The organism is Methylicorpusculum oleiharenae, assembly GCF_009828925.2.
Classification (GTDB): domain Bacteria; phylum Pseudomonadota; class Gammaproteobacteria; order Methylococcales; family Methylomonadaceae; genus Methylicorpusculum; species Methylicorpusculum oleiharenae.
Map to the genome: position 1 here is coordinate 498,460 of NZ_WUTY02000002.1, position 16,790 is coordinate 515,249.

At 47.0% G+C, this 16,790-nt stretch carries 18 protein-coding genes; 15 read left to right on the forward strand and 3 right to left on the reverse strand.

Going from position 1 to position 16,790, the window contains the following annotated elements:
• The first annotated feature begins 222 nt into the window (after nucleotides 1-222).
• Together GO003_RS25515 and GO003_RS25520 are read left to right on the forward strand one after the other, a co-directional pair.
• Nucleotides 223-1,068 (forward strand): flagellar biosynthesis protein FlhF, encoded by an 846-nt coding sequence (locus GO003_RS25515; protein ID WP_231089292.1) that lies wholly within the window; start codon nucleotides 223-225, stop codon nucleotides 1,066-1,068.
• Nucleotides 1,069-1,077: 9 nt separating this feature from the next.
• Nucleotides 1,078-1,503, forward strand: coding sequence for a hypothetical protein (locus tag GO003_RS25520; RefSeq protein WP_231089293.1), 426 nt, complete (start codon nucleotides 1,078-1,080; stop codon nucleotides 1,501-1,503).
• 391 nt (nucleotides 1,504-1,894) lie between these two features.
• On the opposite strand, the gene GO003_RS25525 is transcribed toward GO003_RS25520, so the two are convergent.
• Nucleotides 1,895-2,281, reverse strand: coding sequence for a type II toxin-antitoxin system VapC family toxin (locus tag GO003_RS25525; RefSeq protein WP_159658286.1), 387 nt, complete (start codon nucleotides 2,279-2,281; stop codon nucleotides 1,895-1,897).
• Nucleotides 2,278-2,526, reverse strand: coding sequence for a type II toxin-antitoxin system Phd/YefM family antitoxin (locus GO003_RS25530; RefSeq protein WP_159658285.1), 249 nt, complete (start codon nucleotides 2,524-2,526; stop codon nucleotides 2,278-2,280). Before GO003_RS25530 ends, GO003_RS25525 begins: the two co-directional genes overlap by 4 nt.
• Nucleotides 2,527-2,781: 255 nt before the next feature.
• On the opposite strand from GO003_RS25530, the gene GO003_RS25535 reads away from it, so the two are divergent.
• The 3 genes from GO003_RS25535 to GO003_RS25545 are packed head-to-tail and all read left to right on the forward strand — an operon-like array spanning nucleotide 2,782 to nucleotide 6,016.
• Nucleotides 2,782-3,384 carry a recombinase family protein gene (locus GO003_RS25535; RefSeq protein WP_159658284.1) on the forward strand — a complete coding sequence of 201 codons (603 nt, stop codon included), beginning with the start codon at nucleotides 2,782-2,784 and terminating at the stop codon, nucleotides 3,382-3,384.
• Nucleotides 3,385-3,393: 9 nt separating this feature from the next.
• Nucleotides 3,394-5,055, forward strand: coding sequence for an IS481 family transposase (locus tag GO003_RS25540; RefSeq protein WP_159658283.1), 1,662 nt, complete (start codon nucleotides 3,394-3,396; stop codon nucleotides 5,053-5,055).
• A complete protein-coding gene (locus GO003_RS25545) occupies nucleotides 5,045-6,016 on the forward strand; it encodes an ExeA family protein (RefSeq protein ID WP_159658282.1) in 972 nt (323 codons plus the stop codon). The genes GO003_RS25540 and GO003_RS25545 overlap by 11 nt, the downstream gene beginning before the upstream one ends.
• 303 nt (nucleotides 6,017-6,319) lie before the next feature.
• Here GO003_RS25545 and GO003_RS25550 read toward each other — a convergent pair whose 3' ends face one another.
• Nucleotides 6,320-7,075: a pentapeptide repeat-containing protein gene (locus GO003_RS25550; protein WP_159658281.1), complete on the reverse strand. Its 756-nt coding sequence runs from the start codon at nucleotides 7,073-7,075 to the stop codon at nucleotides 6,320-6,322.
• Nucleotides 7,076-7,695: 620 nt separating this feature from the next.
• Between GO003_RS25550 and GO003_RS25555 the strand changes: the two genes are divergently transcribed.
• From GO003_RS25555 to GO003_RS25600, 10 genes are all read left to right on the forward strand, one after another.
• On the forward strand, nucleotides 7,696-8,283 hold the full coding sequence (locus tag GO003_RS25555) for a TetR/AcrR family transcriptional regulator (protein ID WP_159658280.1): 588 nt from the start codon (nucleotides 7,696-7,698) through the stop codon (nucleotides 8,281-8,283).
• A gap of 196 nt (nucleotides 8,284-8,479) precedes the next feature.
• A complete protein-coding gene (locus GO003_RS25560; RefSeq protein ID WP_231089294.1) occupies nucleotides 8,480-8,707 on the forward strand; it encodes a rhodanese-like domain-containing protein in 228 nt (75 codons plus the stop codon).
• 203 nt (nucleotides 8,708-8,910) lie between these two features.
• The gene (locus GO003_RS25565; protein WP_159658279.1) at nucleotides 8,911-9,189 is read left to right on the forward strand and encodes a DUF4242 domain-containing protein; all 279 of its coding nucleotides are present in this window, start codon (nucleotides 8,911-8,913) and stop codon (nucleotides 9,187-9,189) included.
• Between the two features lie 11 nt (nucleotides 9,190-9,200).
• The gene (locus GO003_RS25570; RefSeq protein ID WP_159658278.1) at nucleotides 9,201-9,380 is read left to right on the forward strand and encodes a (4Fe-4S)-binding protein; all 180 of its coding nucleotides are present in this window, start codon (nucleotides 9,201-9,203) and stop codon (nucleotides 9,378-9,380) included.
• A gap of 98 nt (nucleotides 9,381-9,478) precedes the next feature.
• Entirely contained in the window at nucleotides 9,479-10,678 is a 1,200-nt protein-coding gene (locus GO003_RS25575; protein ID WP_159658277.1) for an NAD(P)/FAD-dependent oxidoreductase, read from the forward strand.
• A complete protein-coding gene (locus tag GO003_RS25580; protein ID WP_231089295.1) occupies nucleotides 10,675-11,109 on the forward strand; it encodes a DUF1641 domain-containing protein in 435 nt (144 codons plus the stop codon). The genes GO003_RS25575 and GO003_RS25580 overlap by 4 nt, the downstream gene beginning before the upstream one ends.
• A 164-nt stretch (nucleotides 11,110-11,273) precedes the next feature.
• Nucleotides 11,274-12,446: a YncE family protein gene (locus GO003_RS25585; protein ID WP_231089296.1), complete on the forward strand. Its 1,173-nt coding sequence runs from the start codon at nucleotides 11,274-11,276 to the stop codon at nucleotides 12,444-12,446.
• Between the two features lie 290 nt (nucleotides 12,447-12,736).
• Nucleotides 12,737-13,975 (forward strand): site-specific integrase, encoded by a 1,239-nt coding sequence (locus tag GO003_RS25590; RefSeq protein WP_159656717.1) that lies wholly within the window; start codon nucleotides 12,737-12,739, stop codon nucleotides 13,973-13,975.
• The gene (locus GO003_RS25595; RefSeq protein ID WP_159656715.1) at nucleotides 13,972-14,916 is read left to right on the forward strand and encodes a tyrosine-type recombinase/integrase; all 945 of its coding nucleotides are present in this window, start codon (nucleotides 13,972-13,974) and stop codon (nucleotides 14,914-14,916) included. The genes GO003_RS25590 and GO003_RS25595 overlap by 4 nt, the downstream gene beginning before the upstream one ends.
• On the forward strand, nucleotides 14,913-15,911 hold the full coding sequence (locus GO003_RS25600) for a site-specific integrase (RefSeq protein WP_159656713.1): 999 nt from the start codon (nucleotides 14,913-14,915) through the stop codon (nucleotides 15,909-15,911). The genes GO003_RS25595 and GO003_RS25600 overlap by 4 nt, the downstream gene beginning before the upstream one ends.
• The last annotated feature ends 879 nt before the right edge of the window (nucleotides 15,912-16,790 follow it).

Sequence of the window (16,790 nt, forward strand, 5' to 3'; positions counted from 1 at the left end):
GTGTTGGGATTATATGCCTTTTTTTTCTTAACGTTAATCCTGATTCGAAATCGAGTAATACGTGTTTAATTACCTTTCGCGAAACGGTCGTTTTTTATCAGATAGCCGTAAATGCAATGTTAAGAGACAAAGACAGAACCTGCCAACCAAGCCATAAGTATCTACACAACTTTTCGTAAATTTTGGCATGATGCCGCATGATTTTAAAAAAGCCTATCCGGCGTGGACTCACGCCTAAACGACCGCTACCAGCGCCTGGTGAGTGAACACATGAATTCAAGTGAACGCCTGAGTGCTGGATTAAAAGCGTTGCCTGACAAAATCAGCAGCTTTGCCAGCACTCAAGCGGCGTGGCGCTTCTACCAAAACGAATCGGTCAGTCTATCGAAGCTCCAAGAACCGCTCACGGTCGCCGCGCACCAAGGCATCTTGGCTCATTGCATGAACTTCGCTTTATGCGTCCATGACTGGTCCCGATTGAGTTACAAACATGCCAACAAACCGGACACTTACGCGATCACCCATGACACCGACATCGGCTACGATCTGCAAACCAGCCTCATTATTAGCGACCAAACGGGACAGCCCTTGGCGCCGGTAGCGCAGCGACTGGTTAGCAGCGAAGGGAGTTTCGCGACCTATCAGGAAGCCAACCCTCAAGCCATCGTCCAAAATCATTTGGATGAAGTCAGCGACTGCATTCAGTTTTTGGGCGGACAAGGTTTTGCCAAGCCATTAGTCCACCTGATTGATCGAGAAGGCGATTCCATCGGCCATCTCCGCCGCTGGGAAGCGACGGGTAGCCACTGGCTGGTACGCGTCAAGGATAATCCCAAAGTGGACTACCAGGCTAAGCCCATGGCTTGTAAAGCCGTGGCGCAAGAGCTGGCGTTCAGCAAGACTCGGGAAGTCCGTTATCAGGGTCAGACTTATTGGCAGTGGGTGGCAGAAACCGATGTGACGCTAACCCGTCCCGCCAAACCGAGTCAGAAGAAAAGCAAAAAGCCGGCTGTGCCTGGCATTCCTGTAGCGGCAAGGCTGGTGGTCAGTCGCGTCTTGTCCGACTAAGGTGATGTGTTGGCGGAATGGCTGCTATTGACCAATGTAAAAGATGTCGATGCTTCGACTATTGCGCTATGGTACTACTGGCGCTGGCAAATCGAGTGTTTCTTCAAATTGGTCAAGTCGGCAGGTCACCACCTCGAATCGTGGCAACAGGAATCAGCCATGGCCATTGCCAAACGCCTCTTGGTGGCTAGCATGGCCTGTGTTACGGTTTGGGCCATAGCCGCCGACAAAAGCAAGGAAGCGGCTGAATTAAGGCTATTTCTGATCAAGCTCAGCGGCAGGCAAATGCGCCACAAAAAGGAGTTTACGAATCCAGCACTATTGTCGGGGCTGTGGGTCTTCCTCTCCATGCTTGAAATCATGGAGGCCTACTCTCAAGAAGAACTGGATAGTTTGAAAGCAACCGCTCAGCAATTTTTAGGAAAAGATGTGTAGATACTTATGCAACCAAGCCGACCTCTATCTGTAGCGGCCTGCAAACATAATCCATAAGGCCTGCAAACATCCGCATTTTCGGCCCGAATTATTTGCGAATATCCGACCCCTGCGGCCCGAATTAAATGAGAATGAGCCCACATTATTTGCAAACAGCCTGCAAACATCAATCAGGACCCACATTAATTGCAAACAAGAAATAGGGGCTATTCCAATAAAAGCGGTCATGAGCTATTTGGCCAGACGGCGGTATCAAATATAAAAGCCGGAATGGGTCGAAATTTCTGTTCAGCACACCAGAAGTACGTTTATTATCAGTATTCCCCTTTTGCACAAACAGCCGGACAATTGTGGGTGCGTAATAAAGTTGCATACTAAAATCAATTCAAGTTTAAATCTTGATAATTGTGTCGTTATAGAGCGCTACCAAGGGATCGTGGGTCATTAAACGCATCGGCTCTACGAGTGCTTGAGCCACAAGTATGCGGTCGAACGGGTCTTGGTGATGTAAAGGCAGTTCTTCGACCGCTATCGCATGTTCCGCCTCAACGGCGAGGAAGCGATAACCCGACTCCTGAAAATAGCGCATCGCGTCTCGGCCAGAAACCGGCATGTCGCCTCGTCCTAACGAATGCTTGATTGCAATTTCCCAGACATTCGCCGCGCTGACCCAAACGTTCGTTTTGGGTGATGAAATCAAATCACGTGCCTTTTGTGGCAGTTTTGGGTTGTCCGTGATAGCCCATAATGCAACGTGAGTATCCAGCAGCAGATTCAAGACGGCACCTCGCCCATGAACAACTGAGCCACTTCGTCGTTATGTGTATCAATGCTGTCCGGCACCACGAACAAGCCTTTTGCTACACCAATCCGCTGCCCGGGTGGTGCAGTATCGATCGGAACAAGCTTAGCCGCTGGACGGCCATTTCTGGCAATCACGATTTCACGCTCTTGCCCTTGCTCAATGGCCTCTACTAAGCGGGACAGCGAGGACTTGGCTTGTAACATATTTACAGTTTGCATTACATTCCCCATAAAAACACCTAGTCTAGTCTAGCTAATCACGCAAATCAATCAAGACTTCAAACAGGTAATTTTGCCGTTTACTTTCTTTATTCTTGGGTTCGATAAAACGAGCGTTTTATCGAACCCAAGCAAGTTCGCCATGTTTACCTTCAAGTCCTTGATTTTATGGTTCGGTATTGTGGTTTTATAAAACAAGGTTTAAAGTTCTTCGCAGAGACGAAATAATCATACAATTTCTGGGGATCGGCCTTCATGAAAATTGGCTATGCACGGGTAAGCACCAAAGACCAGAACCTGGCACTCCAGATCGATGCCTTGACGAAAGCCGGTTGTGAGAAGATTTATCAGGACCTTGCCAGTGGCGCACGGTCGGAACGTCCGGCACTGAATGAGATGATCCATAACCTCCGCTCGGGTGATGTGCTGGTAATCTGGAAGCTAGACCGATTGGGGCGTTCGCTTAATCACCTGATTAGCCTGGTCAATGACTTAATGGAAAAAAAGATCGGCCTGCAAAGCCTGCACGATCCCATTGACACCACCACGGCCCAAGGCCGGTTAAGCTTTAACCTATTCGCCTCATTAGCCGAATTTGAGCGTGACCTTATCCGGGAAAGAACCCAAGCCGGCTTGTCCGCAGCCAGGGCCAGGGGGAGAAACGGAGGCAGACCCAAAGGCATACCACAAAAAGCAGAAGCCACCGCCTGTGCAGCAGAAACCCTGTATAAGGAAGGACGGCTAACAGTAAATGAAATCTCAGAAAAGCTGGGTATCGCCAAAAGTACCTTATATACCTATCTGCGCCATCGTGGGGTCGCCCTTGGATCTTATAAAACCAATGCTGAATACGCCTAGTGAAAGGCAATGAGCGGCAAACGCATTTTCCCAGAAGCGCTGATTAGTTTACGCCACCGTCTCAGCAGCCTTCCCTCCCGAAGCAAGGAGCGCCGCTCCATCATGCAGGAAACAGCAAATTTGTATGGCCTATCAGAATCCACTTTATACCGTGCCCTGAATGCACATAACCGGCCTAAACCGTTACGACGCTCTGACTGTGGGAAGCCGAGGATATTACCGGCAGACGAAATGGAAATGTACTGTGAAATCATCGCCGCCATGAAAATCAGAACTTCCAACAAAAAAAGCCGTCATCTCTCTACCTCCGAATGCATTCGTCTACTCCAGGACTTTGGTCTTGACACGCCAAGTGGCTTTTTCAAAGCCGATTCTGGACAACTTAAGAAAACTACCGTTAACCATTATCTGAAATTATGGGGTTATGACCGTAATTACTTGGTTCGGCAACCACCAGCAGTCCGGTTTCAGGCTGAGCACAGCAATGACTGTTGGCATTTCGACCTCAGCCCCTCAGACCTTAAACACGTCAAAGAACCGCTTTGGCTGGATAAAGACCGGGGAGCGCCCACACTAATGATTTACAGCGTAGTTGATGACCGAAGCGGGGTAGCCTATCAAGAATATCACTGCGTCTATGGCGAAGATGTGGAAGCGGCATTGCGGTTCATGTTTACGGCGATGTTACCGAAAAAAGATGCGCAATTCGTCCTCCAGGGGATTCCGTCCAAGCTCTATTGTGATGCTGGCCCGATTGCCAGAAGCCGTATTTTCCTGCAAGTCATGGATTACTTGGGGGTTGAGGTTATCATCCATATGCCGAAAGGCAGCGACGGTACCCGGGTGACCGCCCGAGCCAAAGGCAAAGTCGAAAGGCCGTTCCGCACCGTCAAAGAAATGCATGAAACCCTCTATCATTTCCACGAGCCTCAAAATGAAGTGGAAGCCAACCAATGGTTGTTTAATTACCTGATCCGCTACAACAACATGGATCATCGGTCTGAAGCCCATTCCCGAACGGAAGACTGGCAACTCAACCTGCCTGCCACCGGCATCCGTGAAATGTGTTCCTGGGATCGGTTTTGTACGTTTGCCCGTGAACCGGAACGCTGTAAGGTTGGGTTGGATGCCCGTGTCAGTATTGATGGTATTTCCTATCAAGTCGATCCAGACCTGGCCGAGGAAACCGTCGTGCTCTGGTGGGGCCTGTTTGACAGCGAATTGTACGTTGAATTCGGGGACAAGCGTTATGGGCCTTACCATTCTGTCAACGGCCCGATTCCCTTAGGACGTTACCGGTCATTCAAAAAAACCAAACAGCAAAAACGGGCTGAGCGGATAGCGGTGTTGGCGGGTGAAATTAAACTGCCTCGGGCTGCACTGGAAAACAACCCTAACGATGGATCATTAGCTGCTTTGGTGCTGGTTCAGGAACCCCCTAAAACAGCGTTTGTTGACCCTGACCCCTTTATTGAATTCACCTTTCCTGACCGGGTGGCCGCAAAACAGGCGATTGCCTCTGAGCTCGGGTTGCCCTTGGCAAAACTGAACCAGGAACAACGAGACTTGATCAATCAAGTCGTCGCCGAAACCCTCAACAAGCGCCTTATTTTCGAACAAATACACGCTTTTTTTAATTCGCCATTAAAAGGAAAGCAACATGTTAAGTGACGTCATGAATTATTACAGTTTCATTCGGGATTTTAAAGGTGCCGGTTATTTTGAAACGGAACACCATCAGCAAATTGTTAAAGAACTCAAGGTTGCGATCAAGCAAGGCCAGATGGTCGCCTTATCCGGTATTGTCGGTTGCGGCAAAACGACCACATTAAAAGCGATTCAGCAGGAATTGAACAAAGAAAAAGAGGTTCTGGTTTCTAAGTCACTCTCGGTTGAGAAAGGACAAGTCAATCTTGGCACCCTGATATTGGCCTTATTTTACGATCTGGTCACAGAAAAGGATTTTAAAATTCCCACGCAACCCGAAAGGCGTGAACGTATGCTGCAAGCGTTGATTAAAAAGCGGCAAAAACCGATTGCCCTATTTGTGGATGAAGCCCACGATCTCCACAACAAGACCCTGATTGGCCTTAAACGCCTGATAGAAGTGGTGCAAGATGGTGATGGCATTCTCTCAATCATCTTGGCAGGACATCCTAAATTAAAGAATGACTTGCGTCGGCCAGCGATGGAAGAAATTGGTTCAAGAACGACGGTTTTCAACCTTGAAGGCATCCAGGGGCAAAAAACGGAGTACATCAATTGGCTATTGGACAAATGCTTGAAAAAAGGCGGAAAAAGGGCGGACGTAATAACCGATGATGCCTTGGCCCAATTGGCAGAAAGGTTGACGACGCCGCTGCAAATAGAACAGCATCTGGGATTAGCCTTTGATGAAGGCTACCACATAGGACAAAAACCGGTGGAAACTGAAATCATTGACGCCATCCTGGCAAAAGACATCAATGCCCTAGAACCACGGCTAACCCGGCATGGCTATACTGCCAAAACCTTGGCAGAATTACTCGATACCAAACCCGCTGAAATACGCTCATTCTTGAATGGCAACCTGACTCCTGCTCGGACACAGGAACTGCAAAATAATCTTCTGGCCATTGGGATTCCGCTCTGATTTCTTGTTTGCAAATAATGTGGGTCCTGAGCGATGTTTGCAGGCTGTTTGCAAATAATGTGGGCTCATTCTCATTTAATTCGGGCCGCAGGGGTCGGATATTCGCAAATAATTCGGGCCGAAAATGCGGATGATTGCAGGCCTTATGGATTATGTTTGCAGGCCGCTACATCTATCCTTATCGAAAACTACTTCACCACTTGACTCTTTAAGCCGGATGACCCGCCTTAGGGTTGAGACTCAATAACTCATAAATTTCATTTGCTTTGGTCAGCACGTTCTACGTCTGACAAGGTTCTTGACTTACTCCAAGAACGTGTTGAAGCCTTGATTTTCTTTTTGCAAACCCAGCGCAGAGGCGAGTCCTTTGACGTTGTTTAAATTGATACCGTCCAGATTGGCATGGCGAAAATCAGCTTCAGAGACCTCAGAGCCACTCATATTGGCCCCGGACAAATCCGCCCACTGCAAACGTGCTTTATGCAGATTGGCATTTTGCAGTTTCGCGTACGATAGGATGGCATGAGTAAAATTAACACCGCTCAGATCCGCTCCATTCAATAAGGCGTTGTTCATTTCCACTCTTGCCGGGGCCATACCTTGATTAGTCATATCCGCTCCGAGATCGGCATTGTTGAGGCGGGCATTGCTCAGATTGACACCATTCAGCAACCCGATAATACGGCTGTTGGCAAGATTCGCTTCTGACAAGTCTGCATTTTCGAGCACCACGGCATACAAACTCGCACCTGATAAATCGGCTTTTCTTAACTTGGCATTACGCAGTTGCGCCCGATTTAGATTGGCGCCATGCAGATTGGCGTTATCGAGATTGCAATCGTCCAGGTTGGCGGAAAACAAATCTGCGCCTTTAAAGTCAACCCCTGATAAATCCAGTCCGGACAGATCTTTGTTGGTCAGTTTGGGCGGTTGATTATCGGCGCTGGAAATTATCTCGATGACTTGTTCACGACTGAGTTCGGCCGCATGGCAAAGAGGAAGGTTTACAGCGAGCAATAGACTGACGGGCAGTAGCGTAAATAGACGCGATGATTTCATGATACCTCAACAGTAGCAGCAAATTTATTGGCTCCACAGTTTAGGTTATGCAGGAAACAACTGGCTATTCTCGATCAAACAAAAGGAAATTGTAGACTGGGGTAAGGTGAATAAATCCTGTAATGCTGATTAAGTGCGGTGAGGATCAAAATATGAATGACTTCACAGCATATAATATCAGCCACTCAAATCCTTAGGATTTGAGTGCATTCAATGACTCTTGTTGGCCGATTGGTTGAAGTCGCCAACGACTGCTTTGCAGTCCTCCAATTTCAAAATCTGGATTTGACCGACTGGCTGCTTTGGAGAAACGCTAGTGTCAAAAATGGGTCGGTTGAACTCGCTGGCGAATGGCCGCTTTAAGGAATCGGAATTCAATGACAGCTTTCCGGCGATGAATCTGAAGAAAAGATAGTCACATGGCGACCCCAAGCTGACATTCAACGCCAAGTTAAGCGGACGGAGCGCAGTTTGCGCAACAATGTCGAAGCCATGCGCAATAAGGTCAAAAACAGCATTCTTTATTTACCATTAAGCAGCACTGAATTTCCTCTGCGACTTCACCTTATGGGCAAAAATTTATTGACAAAATACGACCGGTCGTATATTTTGTATCCACTATGAACAGTAAGCTATCCAAACGCACAAAATTACTAGATCAGGGTGTTTATCTGCTGATGAACCAGGGCTATCATGCAACCGGTATTAACGAACTTGTAAATGCCGTACAGGTACCCAAGGGCTCATTTTATAACTACTTTGGTAGCAAGGAAGAGTTTGCTGCTGAAAGCATCAACCACTATATCGAACCCTTTATACAGCTATTAACGAGGCACCTACAACACTCACAAATTGACCCGCTCTCTGCTTTAAAAAACTACTATGCGGAGCTTATTGTTGCAGTGGAAAAGAATGGATACAAAGGCGGATGTTTATTGGGTAATCTGATGGGTGAAATTGGCGATACCAGTGAACTGTGCAATCAGGCACTAAAATCTGCTGTTGAACGCTACAAAGTGTTGCAATACAAGGCGTTACTGCAAGCACAAAAGGAAGGCACGGTACGTAATGATAGGAGTGCCGATACCATGGCTAACTTATTGATAAATAACTGGCAAGGCGCGTTGTTACGAATGAAAATCGAACGGTCCGTGCAACCTTTACAAGAGTTTTACGATACGTTATTGAATGATTATTTTGTTGCCTAGTCGATTTTAGATTAGGAACCGTGCAAGTCGACACAACTGCCGGTTGTCTGGATCTTTTTTTTGCCCAACAAAAAGACGACCGGTCAACTATTAGCCATGGAAATTTGATATGAGCGAAGAAAAAACCTTAATGGATTTTGTTAAATAAGCAAAATCACAAATACACGAAATAGAGGTATTAAATGTTAAAACGCTATTGGATGAAGGCTATCAGTTACTGGATGTGCGTGAACCTGCCGAATTTATGACAGGCACTATTGAGGGCGCGTTAAATATTCCGCGTGGAATACTGGAAGCGGCGGCAGACCGCCAATACGCGGGTCGTCGTGAAGAACTAATGGATCGCGATAAAAAATGGCTACTACTTTGCGCCAGTTCGGGGCGTTCTGCCATGGCGGCGGCTGTGATGCAACAAATGGGCTAGGAATATTAATATGGCGGCATTGCAGCCTGTAAAGCGGCCGAATTAGCCGTGAAAATTCCACCACAAACTTAAGACTTAATCATTTAAAAAGACAGCGCGGATTCAACTAACAACCTTTTAAACGATATCGCCATGATGGCTTCTATCGTTTTTTTTAACAATCAACCAAAAACGACTGGTCGTCTAGCAGCATAGGAGACAATATGCCTAAATATATTATTGAACGAGAAATCCCTAATGCAGGCCAATTAACCGCAGCAGAGCTGCAACAAATTTCACAAAAGTCCTGCTGCATTCTGAACGACATGGGGCCGCAAATTCAGTGGGTGGACAGTTATGTGACAGACGACAAAATCTATTGCATCTACATTGCCCCCGATAAACAAAGCATTAAAACACATGCGGAACGCGGTGAGTTTCCGGCCAATTCGATTGCCGAAGTAAAAACCATGATTAATCCGACAACAGCTGAACATAACTGAGCTTAAACACCATGAAAATACAATGGGATAAACAAAAATGTTCTCATTCCGGCAACTGTGTCAAATCACTGCCTGAAGTTTTCAAAGTGGTCGATGGGCAATTTGTGATCGAACCGGACAAAGCGACTGATGCTGAAGTCGTTAAAGTTATCAATCAATGCCCTTCCGGTGCGCTCAAACGCGTCGACTGACTAAAAAAACGGGTCTTCTTGTACATGGCGCACGATGTTCATTATTGATGCGCCTAACACGTTGCCCCTTCACTGAATAATCAAGTAAAGGAGTCATTATGACAAGTTCGACAAAACGCATTATCGTCGTCGGTGGTGGGATTGGCGGCACGATGACCGCCAATAATTTAGTCGCTAAATTTTACCCGGAAATCCTAAAAGGTGAAATTGAGATCATGATGCTCTCAAATTCCCCTAACCATATTTACAAGCCGGCCAATATGTATGCGGCTTTCAATGCTTTTCATCCGCATGAACTGGTGCGTAAACAACGTTCGTTATTACGCCCGGAAATTATTTTTCATGTCGATGGCGTTGAAAGTTTCGAATTTGAGCAAAATCGTGTCCTCTGCGAAAGCGGCAAGCGCTACGATTATGAGTATCTGGTTATTTCTACCGGCTGTATTCCGGCACCGGAACGCATTGAAGGCCTAAAAGAGGCGGGAGATCATTTTTACCAAACTAAAGCGGCGCAACAACTCGCGCAAAAATTACGCACCATCCAGGAGGGCCGTATATTTATTACGGTTAATTTCCCTAAAACACCTAATGTGCCTCATCAATGCGGCATTGCCCCTATCGAAACCACGTTAATGCTTGATGAATATTTGCTTAAACGCGGCGTACGGGACCGGGTAGAGATTATTTACAGCTATCCAACCATCTCTCAATTATTGCGTAATTGTTTATTTTTACAGAAACCAACCTGCGATGTATTGCCTACCATTTTCGATAGTAAAAATATTAAATATCAACGCGGTTTTACTTTAGATAAGGTTGATCCCGAAGCAAAAATTGCTTATTCGGAAGAAGGTAAATCTCAAGAATTCGATATTTTAATGGCTACGCCGCCTATTCGCGCGGTAGATGCCGTCATTAATTCGGGCAAGTCGCAAGCACAAAATAATGAAGGTTGGTTACCTACCGACTTTGAAACCTTGAAAATGTACGGTACCGATAATGTCTATGTGATGGGAGATACCGTCGATTTGCCGGTTAGTAAAGCCGGTGGCACTTGTCACAACCAGTCACCTGTCATCGTGGAGAATATCGCTTCGGAAATTCGTCGCGGTTACACCTCTGCTATCTATGATGGCAAAGTACAGGCCATCGCTCAAATGGGATTGGAAGCCGGCATGCCGCTGTGGTACGACTATAAACATGATGTACAGGTCGCCCCACCTACCAAGCTCGGGGGCTTAATGCGTAAAACGTTTAATCGCGGCATTTATTGGGCTGTTGCGCGTGGAATAGTTTGATTACAGAGGAATTACTTATGTCTGAAGAAATACAGTTAAATACAAATGTAGAAAAACTTATGTCAGCTACGGTTCTTAATGACCCGGCAACCATCGATGGCATTAAGAATCTAATCGATAAAGCCACCCCGTTAGTACAAGCCGGACGCTTCAATAACATCATCGATTTATTGTCAATCATATCGGACAATATCGAATTTCTTGATGAAGCGGCACTTGAAAAAACCACTAAAGTAGGCGAAGAAATTTTAGCCTTGGGTTGGACAGCCGGTAATGCCGTGCGTATGGCAAACGCGCAAACGGAAGCATTAGAAAAGCCACCCGGTTTGTTTCAATTAATCAGTTCCCTAAACGACCCTGATGTTCGTCGTTCATTACATTTTTTTATTGGCACCATGCGTATTATTGGTCGGCAGATGAAAAATGATTAATCAGTCAATTTTAGGTGGCTTGCTTACTTAAATAGACGACAACTATTATCAAAGTTATGCAGACTAAATTCCCCCTCGCACCCCACGAGTTACGCTGTTGGGTAGATATTTAGCCTGTTAATAATAAATTATTAACTCAACATCCCCTCTATTTTAAAAATATTATGAAAATAACGTACAGTTTAAAAAAGTCACTTATTATTTTAACCTTACTTTATCCAGTACTGGCACAAGCTGAAATTTTAGCGTTAGTAAATTATCAAAGTAAACCCGATCAAACGCTAAAGCGGGAGGGATTGGCGATTATTGATCTTGATTTCAACTCTGAGAATTTTGGAAAAATTGTAACGGATATTCCATTACCCACAGATTTAGTGGTGCATCATGTTTTTTATAATAAAGATGTAACTAAGGCCTATGTCGCATCCTTAGGCAGTAACCCCTTGCAAGTAATAGATATGACAAAACAACCTTATGAGCTTAAGACCATTTCTGTTCCTGAGTGTCAGGTAGCGGAAGACTTGGTCTTTTCAGGCGATAAAAAAAGATGGTATGTCACCTGTATGGGTTCTAGCAATGTCATTATGGGTGATGCACAAACAGATAAACAGATTAAAGTCATTGCCGCCGCCAAAACGGCGACAAGCAAAAAATTTATTAGCCATCCGCATGGTATTGGAATAAACGATGAAATTAATCGAATTGTAATTGCTAACACGGTACACCCGACTGATTTCAGCGATGCAGATGAAACAGTAACAATTATTAAAGCCCGCAGTGGTGAAATACTCTCTACACATAAAATATCGGAAAAAGCATCACCTTCAGGTTCAGCCCCTGTTGAGGCGGTATTTTTACCTAAATCAAATCCAGCACGGCTTTATATCAATACCATGTTTGGCAATACCTTGTGGACAGGCGTTTGGAATAGCATGAGTCAAAACTTTAGCTTTTCACAAATTTTTGATTTTAACCCTTTAAAACAAGGAGTCCCTTTAGAAATTTACTTTAACCATAAACTTGACAAAATGTATATTACTACCGCAAGTCCAGGTTATTTAAATATTTTTAATATTAAAAACCCAGCTAAACCGGTACTTGAAAAATCGATTGCAACTGCGGAGGGCTCGCATCACGTTGTCTTTTCTCCTGATGAGCGATATGCCTTTGTGCAAAATAATCTTTTAAATTTACCCAATATGAGCGATGGTTCTATTACGGTAGTTGATTTGCAAAAATCGACCATAAAAATGACGATTGATACTTTTAAAAATCAAGGTCTAAATCCAAACAGTATTGTCATGATGCCGAAATGGTATCATGACAACGCCCATTAGAAACGGTCGAAAAAGTTCAGTGGCGCGACCAACTTGATCCATGGTTTTACAAAACTGCAAGTAAATATCCCCCGGGCAAAGTCGGGGGGATTTCTCATTATTGGTTAAGTTAGCAGTGCACAACTGCCGCATTTCCAAGCGAGCGTCGGCACATACCTTTCGCCACTATCTACCCTTCCTGACTATCTCTTGTAAGGCCTCGCCGATCGTGTATTCCCTGCAAACACACCTCATTTTATCGATATAGTTTGAGCTCCTTTCATCAGCCTCGTGTAGGGGAGGAGTTCACCATGAAATATCGTATCAATAACCAAGTCGTTTTATCGCAAATTCCCTTGGGCCCTCTTGCGGCTCATATTGGCTCATTTGCGGATTTCATTAGCGCTCAGGGCTATGCGCTGTATACAATTCATCGGCAGGTTCATCTAGCCGCGGACTTTAGTCAATGGCTTAAACTAAAGGGCATTGAGCTACATTGTATTTCCTCCGATCATCCAAGGCTGTATTTACGGGACCGCGCCCGGCAGGTGCAGCCATGTCGGGGTGATGCTGCGGCACTCAGTCATCTCATTGGCTTTTTGCGTGGTGAGGGTCTGATTCCCACAGAAAAAGTGTCGGAGCCTCGACTCACGCCGGCGGAGCACTGTGCGCAGGCCTACGAGCAATACCTGCGCGAGGCGCGTGCCCTGGCTGAAGCAACGATTGTCAACTACGTGCCGTTCATCAGCCATTTTCTTAAGGATTGCTTCGGCGACGGACCGGTTACACTCTCAGACCTGTCTGCCCGCGATGTCGTGAGCTTTGTTCAGCACCAAGCACAGCGGTTGCACAGGAAACGAGCCAAGCTCATGACCAGTGCCTTGCGCTCCTTCCTGAAGTACGCCCACTATCGCGGTGAGATGTCGTTGGATTTGGCGGCCGCGGTTCCGGTTATACCTAATTGGTCGATGCCATCGATTCCTCGTGCTATTTCGCCAGACCAAGTCAAGCAGTTATTGGAAGGCATTGATCAGCATACGGCGGTAGGACGTCGCGACTATGCCATTTTGCTGTTACTGGCTCGACTGGGATTACGGTCAAGCGAAGTGGCGCTTCTTGAACTCGATGCAATCGACTGGAACACCGGTACCTTCAGCGTGCGGACCAAGAGCGGTCTGCGCCATGAATTTCCCTTACCCTTTGCGGTAGGTAAAGCGATCGCTGCCTATCTGCGAGATGGACGACCGGTGAGTGGTAGCCGGCGTGTTTTTTTGCGCGCCAAGGCGCCCATCCGCGGGTTCCGGGGTGCCGGTGCGATTGGTTCTATCGTTCGTCATGCGCTTAAGCGCGCCGGAATCAAAGCGCCCACTTATGGAACGCATCAGTTTCGTCATGGCTTGGCCACCGAGATGCTGCGGCAGGGCGCCTCGCTAGGCGAGATTGGCGACGTGTTGGGTCATCGCCATCCCCAGACCACGATGATTTATACCAAGGTTGATCTTGAGGCGTTGCGTACGCTGGCTCTACCCTGGCCGGGAGGTGCACTATGAACACGCTTCGGCAAGCCGTTGCCGAGTACCTGACTCTGCGGCGTAATCTGGGTTTCCAATTGCGGGAAGCGGGTAAAGCTTTGCTCGATTTTGTCACCTTTATGGAGCAACAGCACGCGACCTATATCACCCAGGCGTTAGCGCTTGCCTGGGCGCAACAAGCTGTGAAGGCTCAACCCATCTATTGGGCTCAACGATTAAGCTGCGTGCGTGGATTTGCCCGTTATCGTAGTTCGAGCGATCCTCGCACGGAGATTCCACTGCCCGGTTTGTTACCGTTCAAGCCAAAGCGAGCTCGACCCTATCTCTACTCAAATCAAGAGATTACCAACTTACTGCAGGCTGCGCTAAAAATGCCGCATCGTTACAAAAACGGTGCTTTACTGCCCTGGGTCTATTATTGCCTGTTCGGACTGTTAAGTGTTTCAGGTCTGCGTCTCAATGAAGCCCGCAATCTCGAACTTCAAGATATCGACCTTGAAGCCGGGGTGTTGACGATCCGCAACGCTAAGTTCGGTAAAACCCGCTTGGTGCCCGTGCATGCCTCAACCTGCAAGGTGCTGGCAGATTATATCGCCAGACGCGAACGCCATTGGGCAGGACGGCCTGTTTCTACCTACTTGTTTGTCTCCAGTTGGGGCAATCGGTTGGACAATGGCCAGATCCATCGCGCTTTCTACGCATTGTCTCGGCAAATCGGATTGCGCAACGCGACCGACTGTCACGGCCCTCGATTGCATGACTTGAGACACCGATTTGCAACGAATACGCTAGTGAACTGGTATCGCCACGATCAGGATCCCGAGCGCCGTCTGCCTTTGTTGTCGGCCTACCTCGGCCATGTTCACATTGCCGATACGCAGTGGTATTTAGAGAGTGCGCCGGAGCTGATGCGGGAGGCGATGAGCCGCCTTGAGCAGCACTGGGAGGGCCGGTCATGAACACTGCCAACAGTTTAGCGCCCCTGTTGGAGCGTTTCTTTACCCAACGTTTGATGCAGCAGCGCCAGGCGAGTCCTCATACTATCCGCTCTTATCGAGATACCTTCCGTCAATTCCTGATCTTCGCTCAAGAGCGCTTGCATCAACCGCCGTCACGCCTTAATGTCGAGCAGATTGATGCCCCGTTGATTGTGGCCTTTCTGGATGAACTGGAAAAGCAGCGAGACCTAACCGTCCGCAGCCGTAATTTACGGCTCACGGCAATCCATTCCTTCTTTCGTTACGCCGCCTTCGAACTGCCTACTCATGCTGCCCAGATCCAGAGAGTGCTTGCCATCCCCAGCAAGCGCTTCACACGAACCTTGGTCAGTTTTTTCAGCCGTCCGGAAGTTGATGCGTTACTCGCCGCGCCCGATTGCAGCACTTGGTCCGGGCGGCGCGACCATGCGTTCATGCTAACGGCAGTACAGACGGGTTTGCGGTTATCCGAGATGACCGGACTCAAACGTGAGGACCTTGTCTTGGGAGTCGGCGCTCATGTGCGGGTAATCGGTAAGGGCCGAAAGGAACGCTGTATTCCTCTGGCAAGATCAACACTCTCCGTATTAAAAGCCTGGCTGCGAGAACCACAAAGAGGTGATGAGGGTGTGCTGTTTCCCAACGCGAGAGGCAACCGGCTCAGTGTCCATGGCGTTCAGTACCTGCTGAACAAGCATCGCATGGCAGCCTGCAATGGGTGTCCTTCACTTGGACAAAAGCGTGTCACTGTCCACCGATTGAGGCACACCATGGCCATGGACTTACTGCAAGCGGGCGTTGATCGCTCTGTGATTGCTTTGTGGCTCGGCCATGAATCCGTTGAGACAACCCAGATTTATCTGGAGGCAACACTTGCGATGAAAGAGCAGGCACTCGCCAGGACGACACCGCCACAGGGCAAGTTGGAACGTTATCAACCCGGTGATAAATTACTAAATTTTCTCAACAGTCTTTAGCCGAAAACTATGTCGGGTACTCGGATAGGTCTTAAGGCGCCGGGTGTATTAAATTCCGAGCATGCCTACTGAGGCCTTAACGTGACTCGACATAGTCAGGAAGGGTAGATAGTGTCGACTATGTCTTGAACGACATAGAAGGCACAACTTCGCCGATTAATTGTTACAAGCCAACGTGGATATTCGTAACGTTCAGGAGTTTTTGGGTCATAGCGGTTTTAAAACCACGCTGATCTGTATTCATCCCATACTCAGTAGGACGATCAAAGAAGCTAAACGCCCGCTAGATTTTTAAGCCAAACAAAATCTTTGGCGGAAATGAGCCAATTTGCTGTCATTGGTCAATAGGTGCTGAGTGACTGCAAGTGGCCGTAATGCAGAGCTTTTCAATTACCGGCCATTATTATGTGAAGTTTCCTTTTATGAGCAGCGGCATTTGCACAACCATGATGTAAGCTGGCTTTAAAGCCTCTACCTCGCACGCAATCTTTGCATAATTTCAATGATTTAAAACAAGCTTTCAAATACACCCAAAGTAAGCAATATCAGCGATTATTCCAGTCGATGTCATCAGACGTATCGAATTCTCACTTTTTATCGACATCATGGATAAATTCCGCGTGATTGTTGCCCTGTTGGGAGCAATAGTTTCCCTGTTGGGAGCAATATTTAAGTAGAAAAAGCTATCTGTAGTACTGAGGGTTAGTTTCTGAATCGAACTACAGAAAATCGACTCCTGCAGTTTGCAAAAATTATGACCAGCTTTTTATCTGGCTGCCTTGCTCAATCCACTATATTCCTAGCGTCAACTATGAGAAACCAAGACAATGTGCATAAAAGGAAACTTCACATAATGGCCGATAGGGTGAGGTCGCCAAT

What these genes read in the sequence shown, in the direction of transcription:
- GO003_RS25590 (WP_159656717.1), top strand. Translation starts at nt 12,737, where the DNA reads ATGAAATATCGTATCAATAACCAAGTCGTTTTATCGCAAATTCCCTTG.
- GO003_RS25540 (WP_159658283.1), top strand. Translation starts at nt 3,394, where the DNA reads ATGAGCGGCAAACGCATTTTCCCAGAAGCGCTGATTAGTTTACGCCAC.
- GO003_RS25535 (WP_159658284.1), top strand. Translation starts at nt 2,782, where the DNA reads ATGAAAATTGGCTATGCACGGGTAAGCACCAAAGACCAGAACCTGGCA.
- GO003_RS25595 (WP_159656715.1), top strand. Translation starts at nt 13,972, where the DNA reads ATGAACACGCTTCGGCAAGCCGTTGCCGAGTACCTGACTCTGCGGCGT.
- GO003_RS25555 (WP_159658280.1), top strand. Translation starts at nt 7,696, where the DNA reads ATGAACAGTAAGCTATCCAAACGCACAAAATTACTAGATCAGGGTGTT.
- GO003_RS25600 (WP_159656713.1), top strand. Translation starts at nt 14,913, where the DNA reads ATGAACACTGCCAACAGTTTAGCGCCCCTGTTGGAGCGTTTCTTTACC.
- GO003_RS25585 (WP_231089296.1), top strand. Translation starts at nt 11,274, where the DNA reads ATGAAAATAACGTACAGTTTAAAAAAGTCACTTATTATTTTAACCTTA.
- GO003_RS25565 (WP_159658279.1), top strand. Translation starts at nt 8,911, where the DNA reads ATGCCTAAATATATTATTGAACGAGAAATCCCTAATGCAGGCCAATTA.
- GO003_RS25545 (WP_159658282.1), top strand. Translation starts at nt 5,045, where the DNA reads ATGTTAAGTGACGTCATGAATTATTACAGTTTCATTCGGGATTTTAAA.
- GO003_RS25575 (WP_159658277.1), top strand. Translation starts at nt 9,479, where the DNA reads ATGACAAGTTCGACAAAACGCATTATCGTCGTCGGTGGTGGGATTGGC.
- GO003_RS25570 (WP_159658278.1), top strand. Translation starts at nt 9,201, where the DNA reads ATGAAAATACAATGGGATAAACAAAAATGTTCTCATTCCGGCAACTGT.
- GO003_RS25530 (WP_159658285.1), bottom strand. Translation starts at nt 2,526, where the DNA reads ATGCAAACTGTAAATATGTTACAAGCCAAGTCCTCGCTGTCCCGCTTA.
- GO003_RS25550 (WP_159658281.1), bottom strand. Translation starts at nt 7,075, where the DNA reads ATGAAATCATCGCGTCTATTTACGCTACTGCCCGTCAGTCTATTGCTC.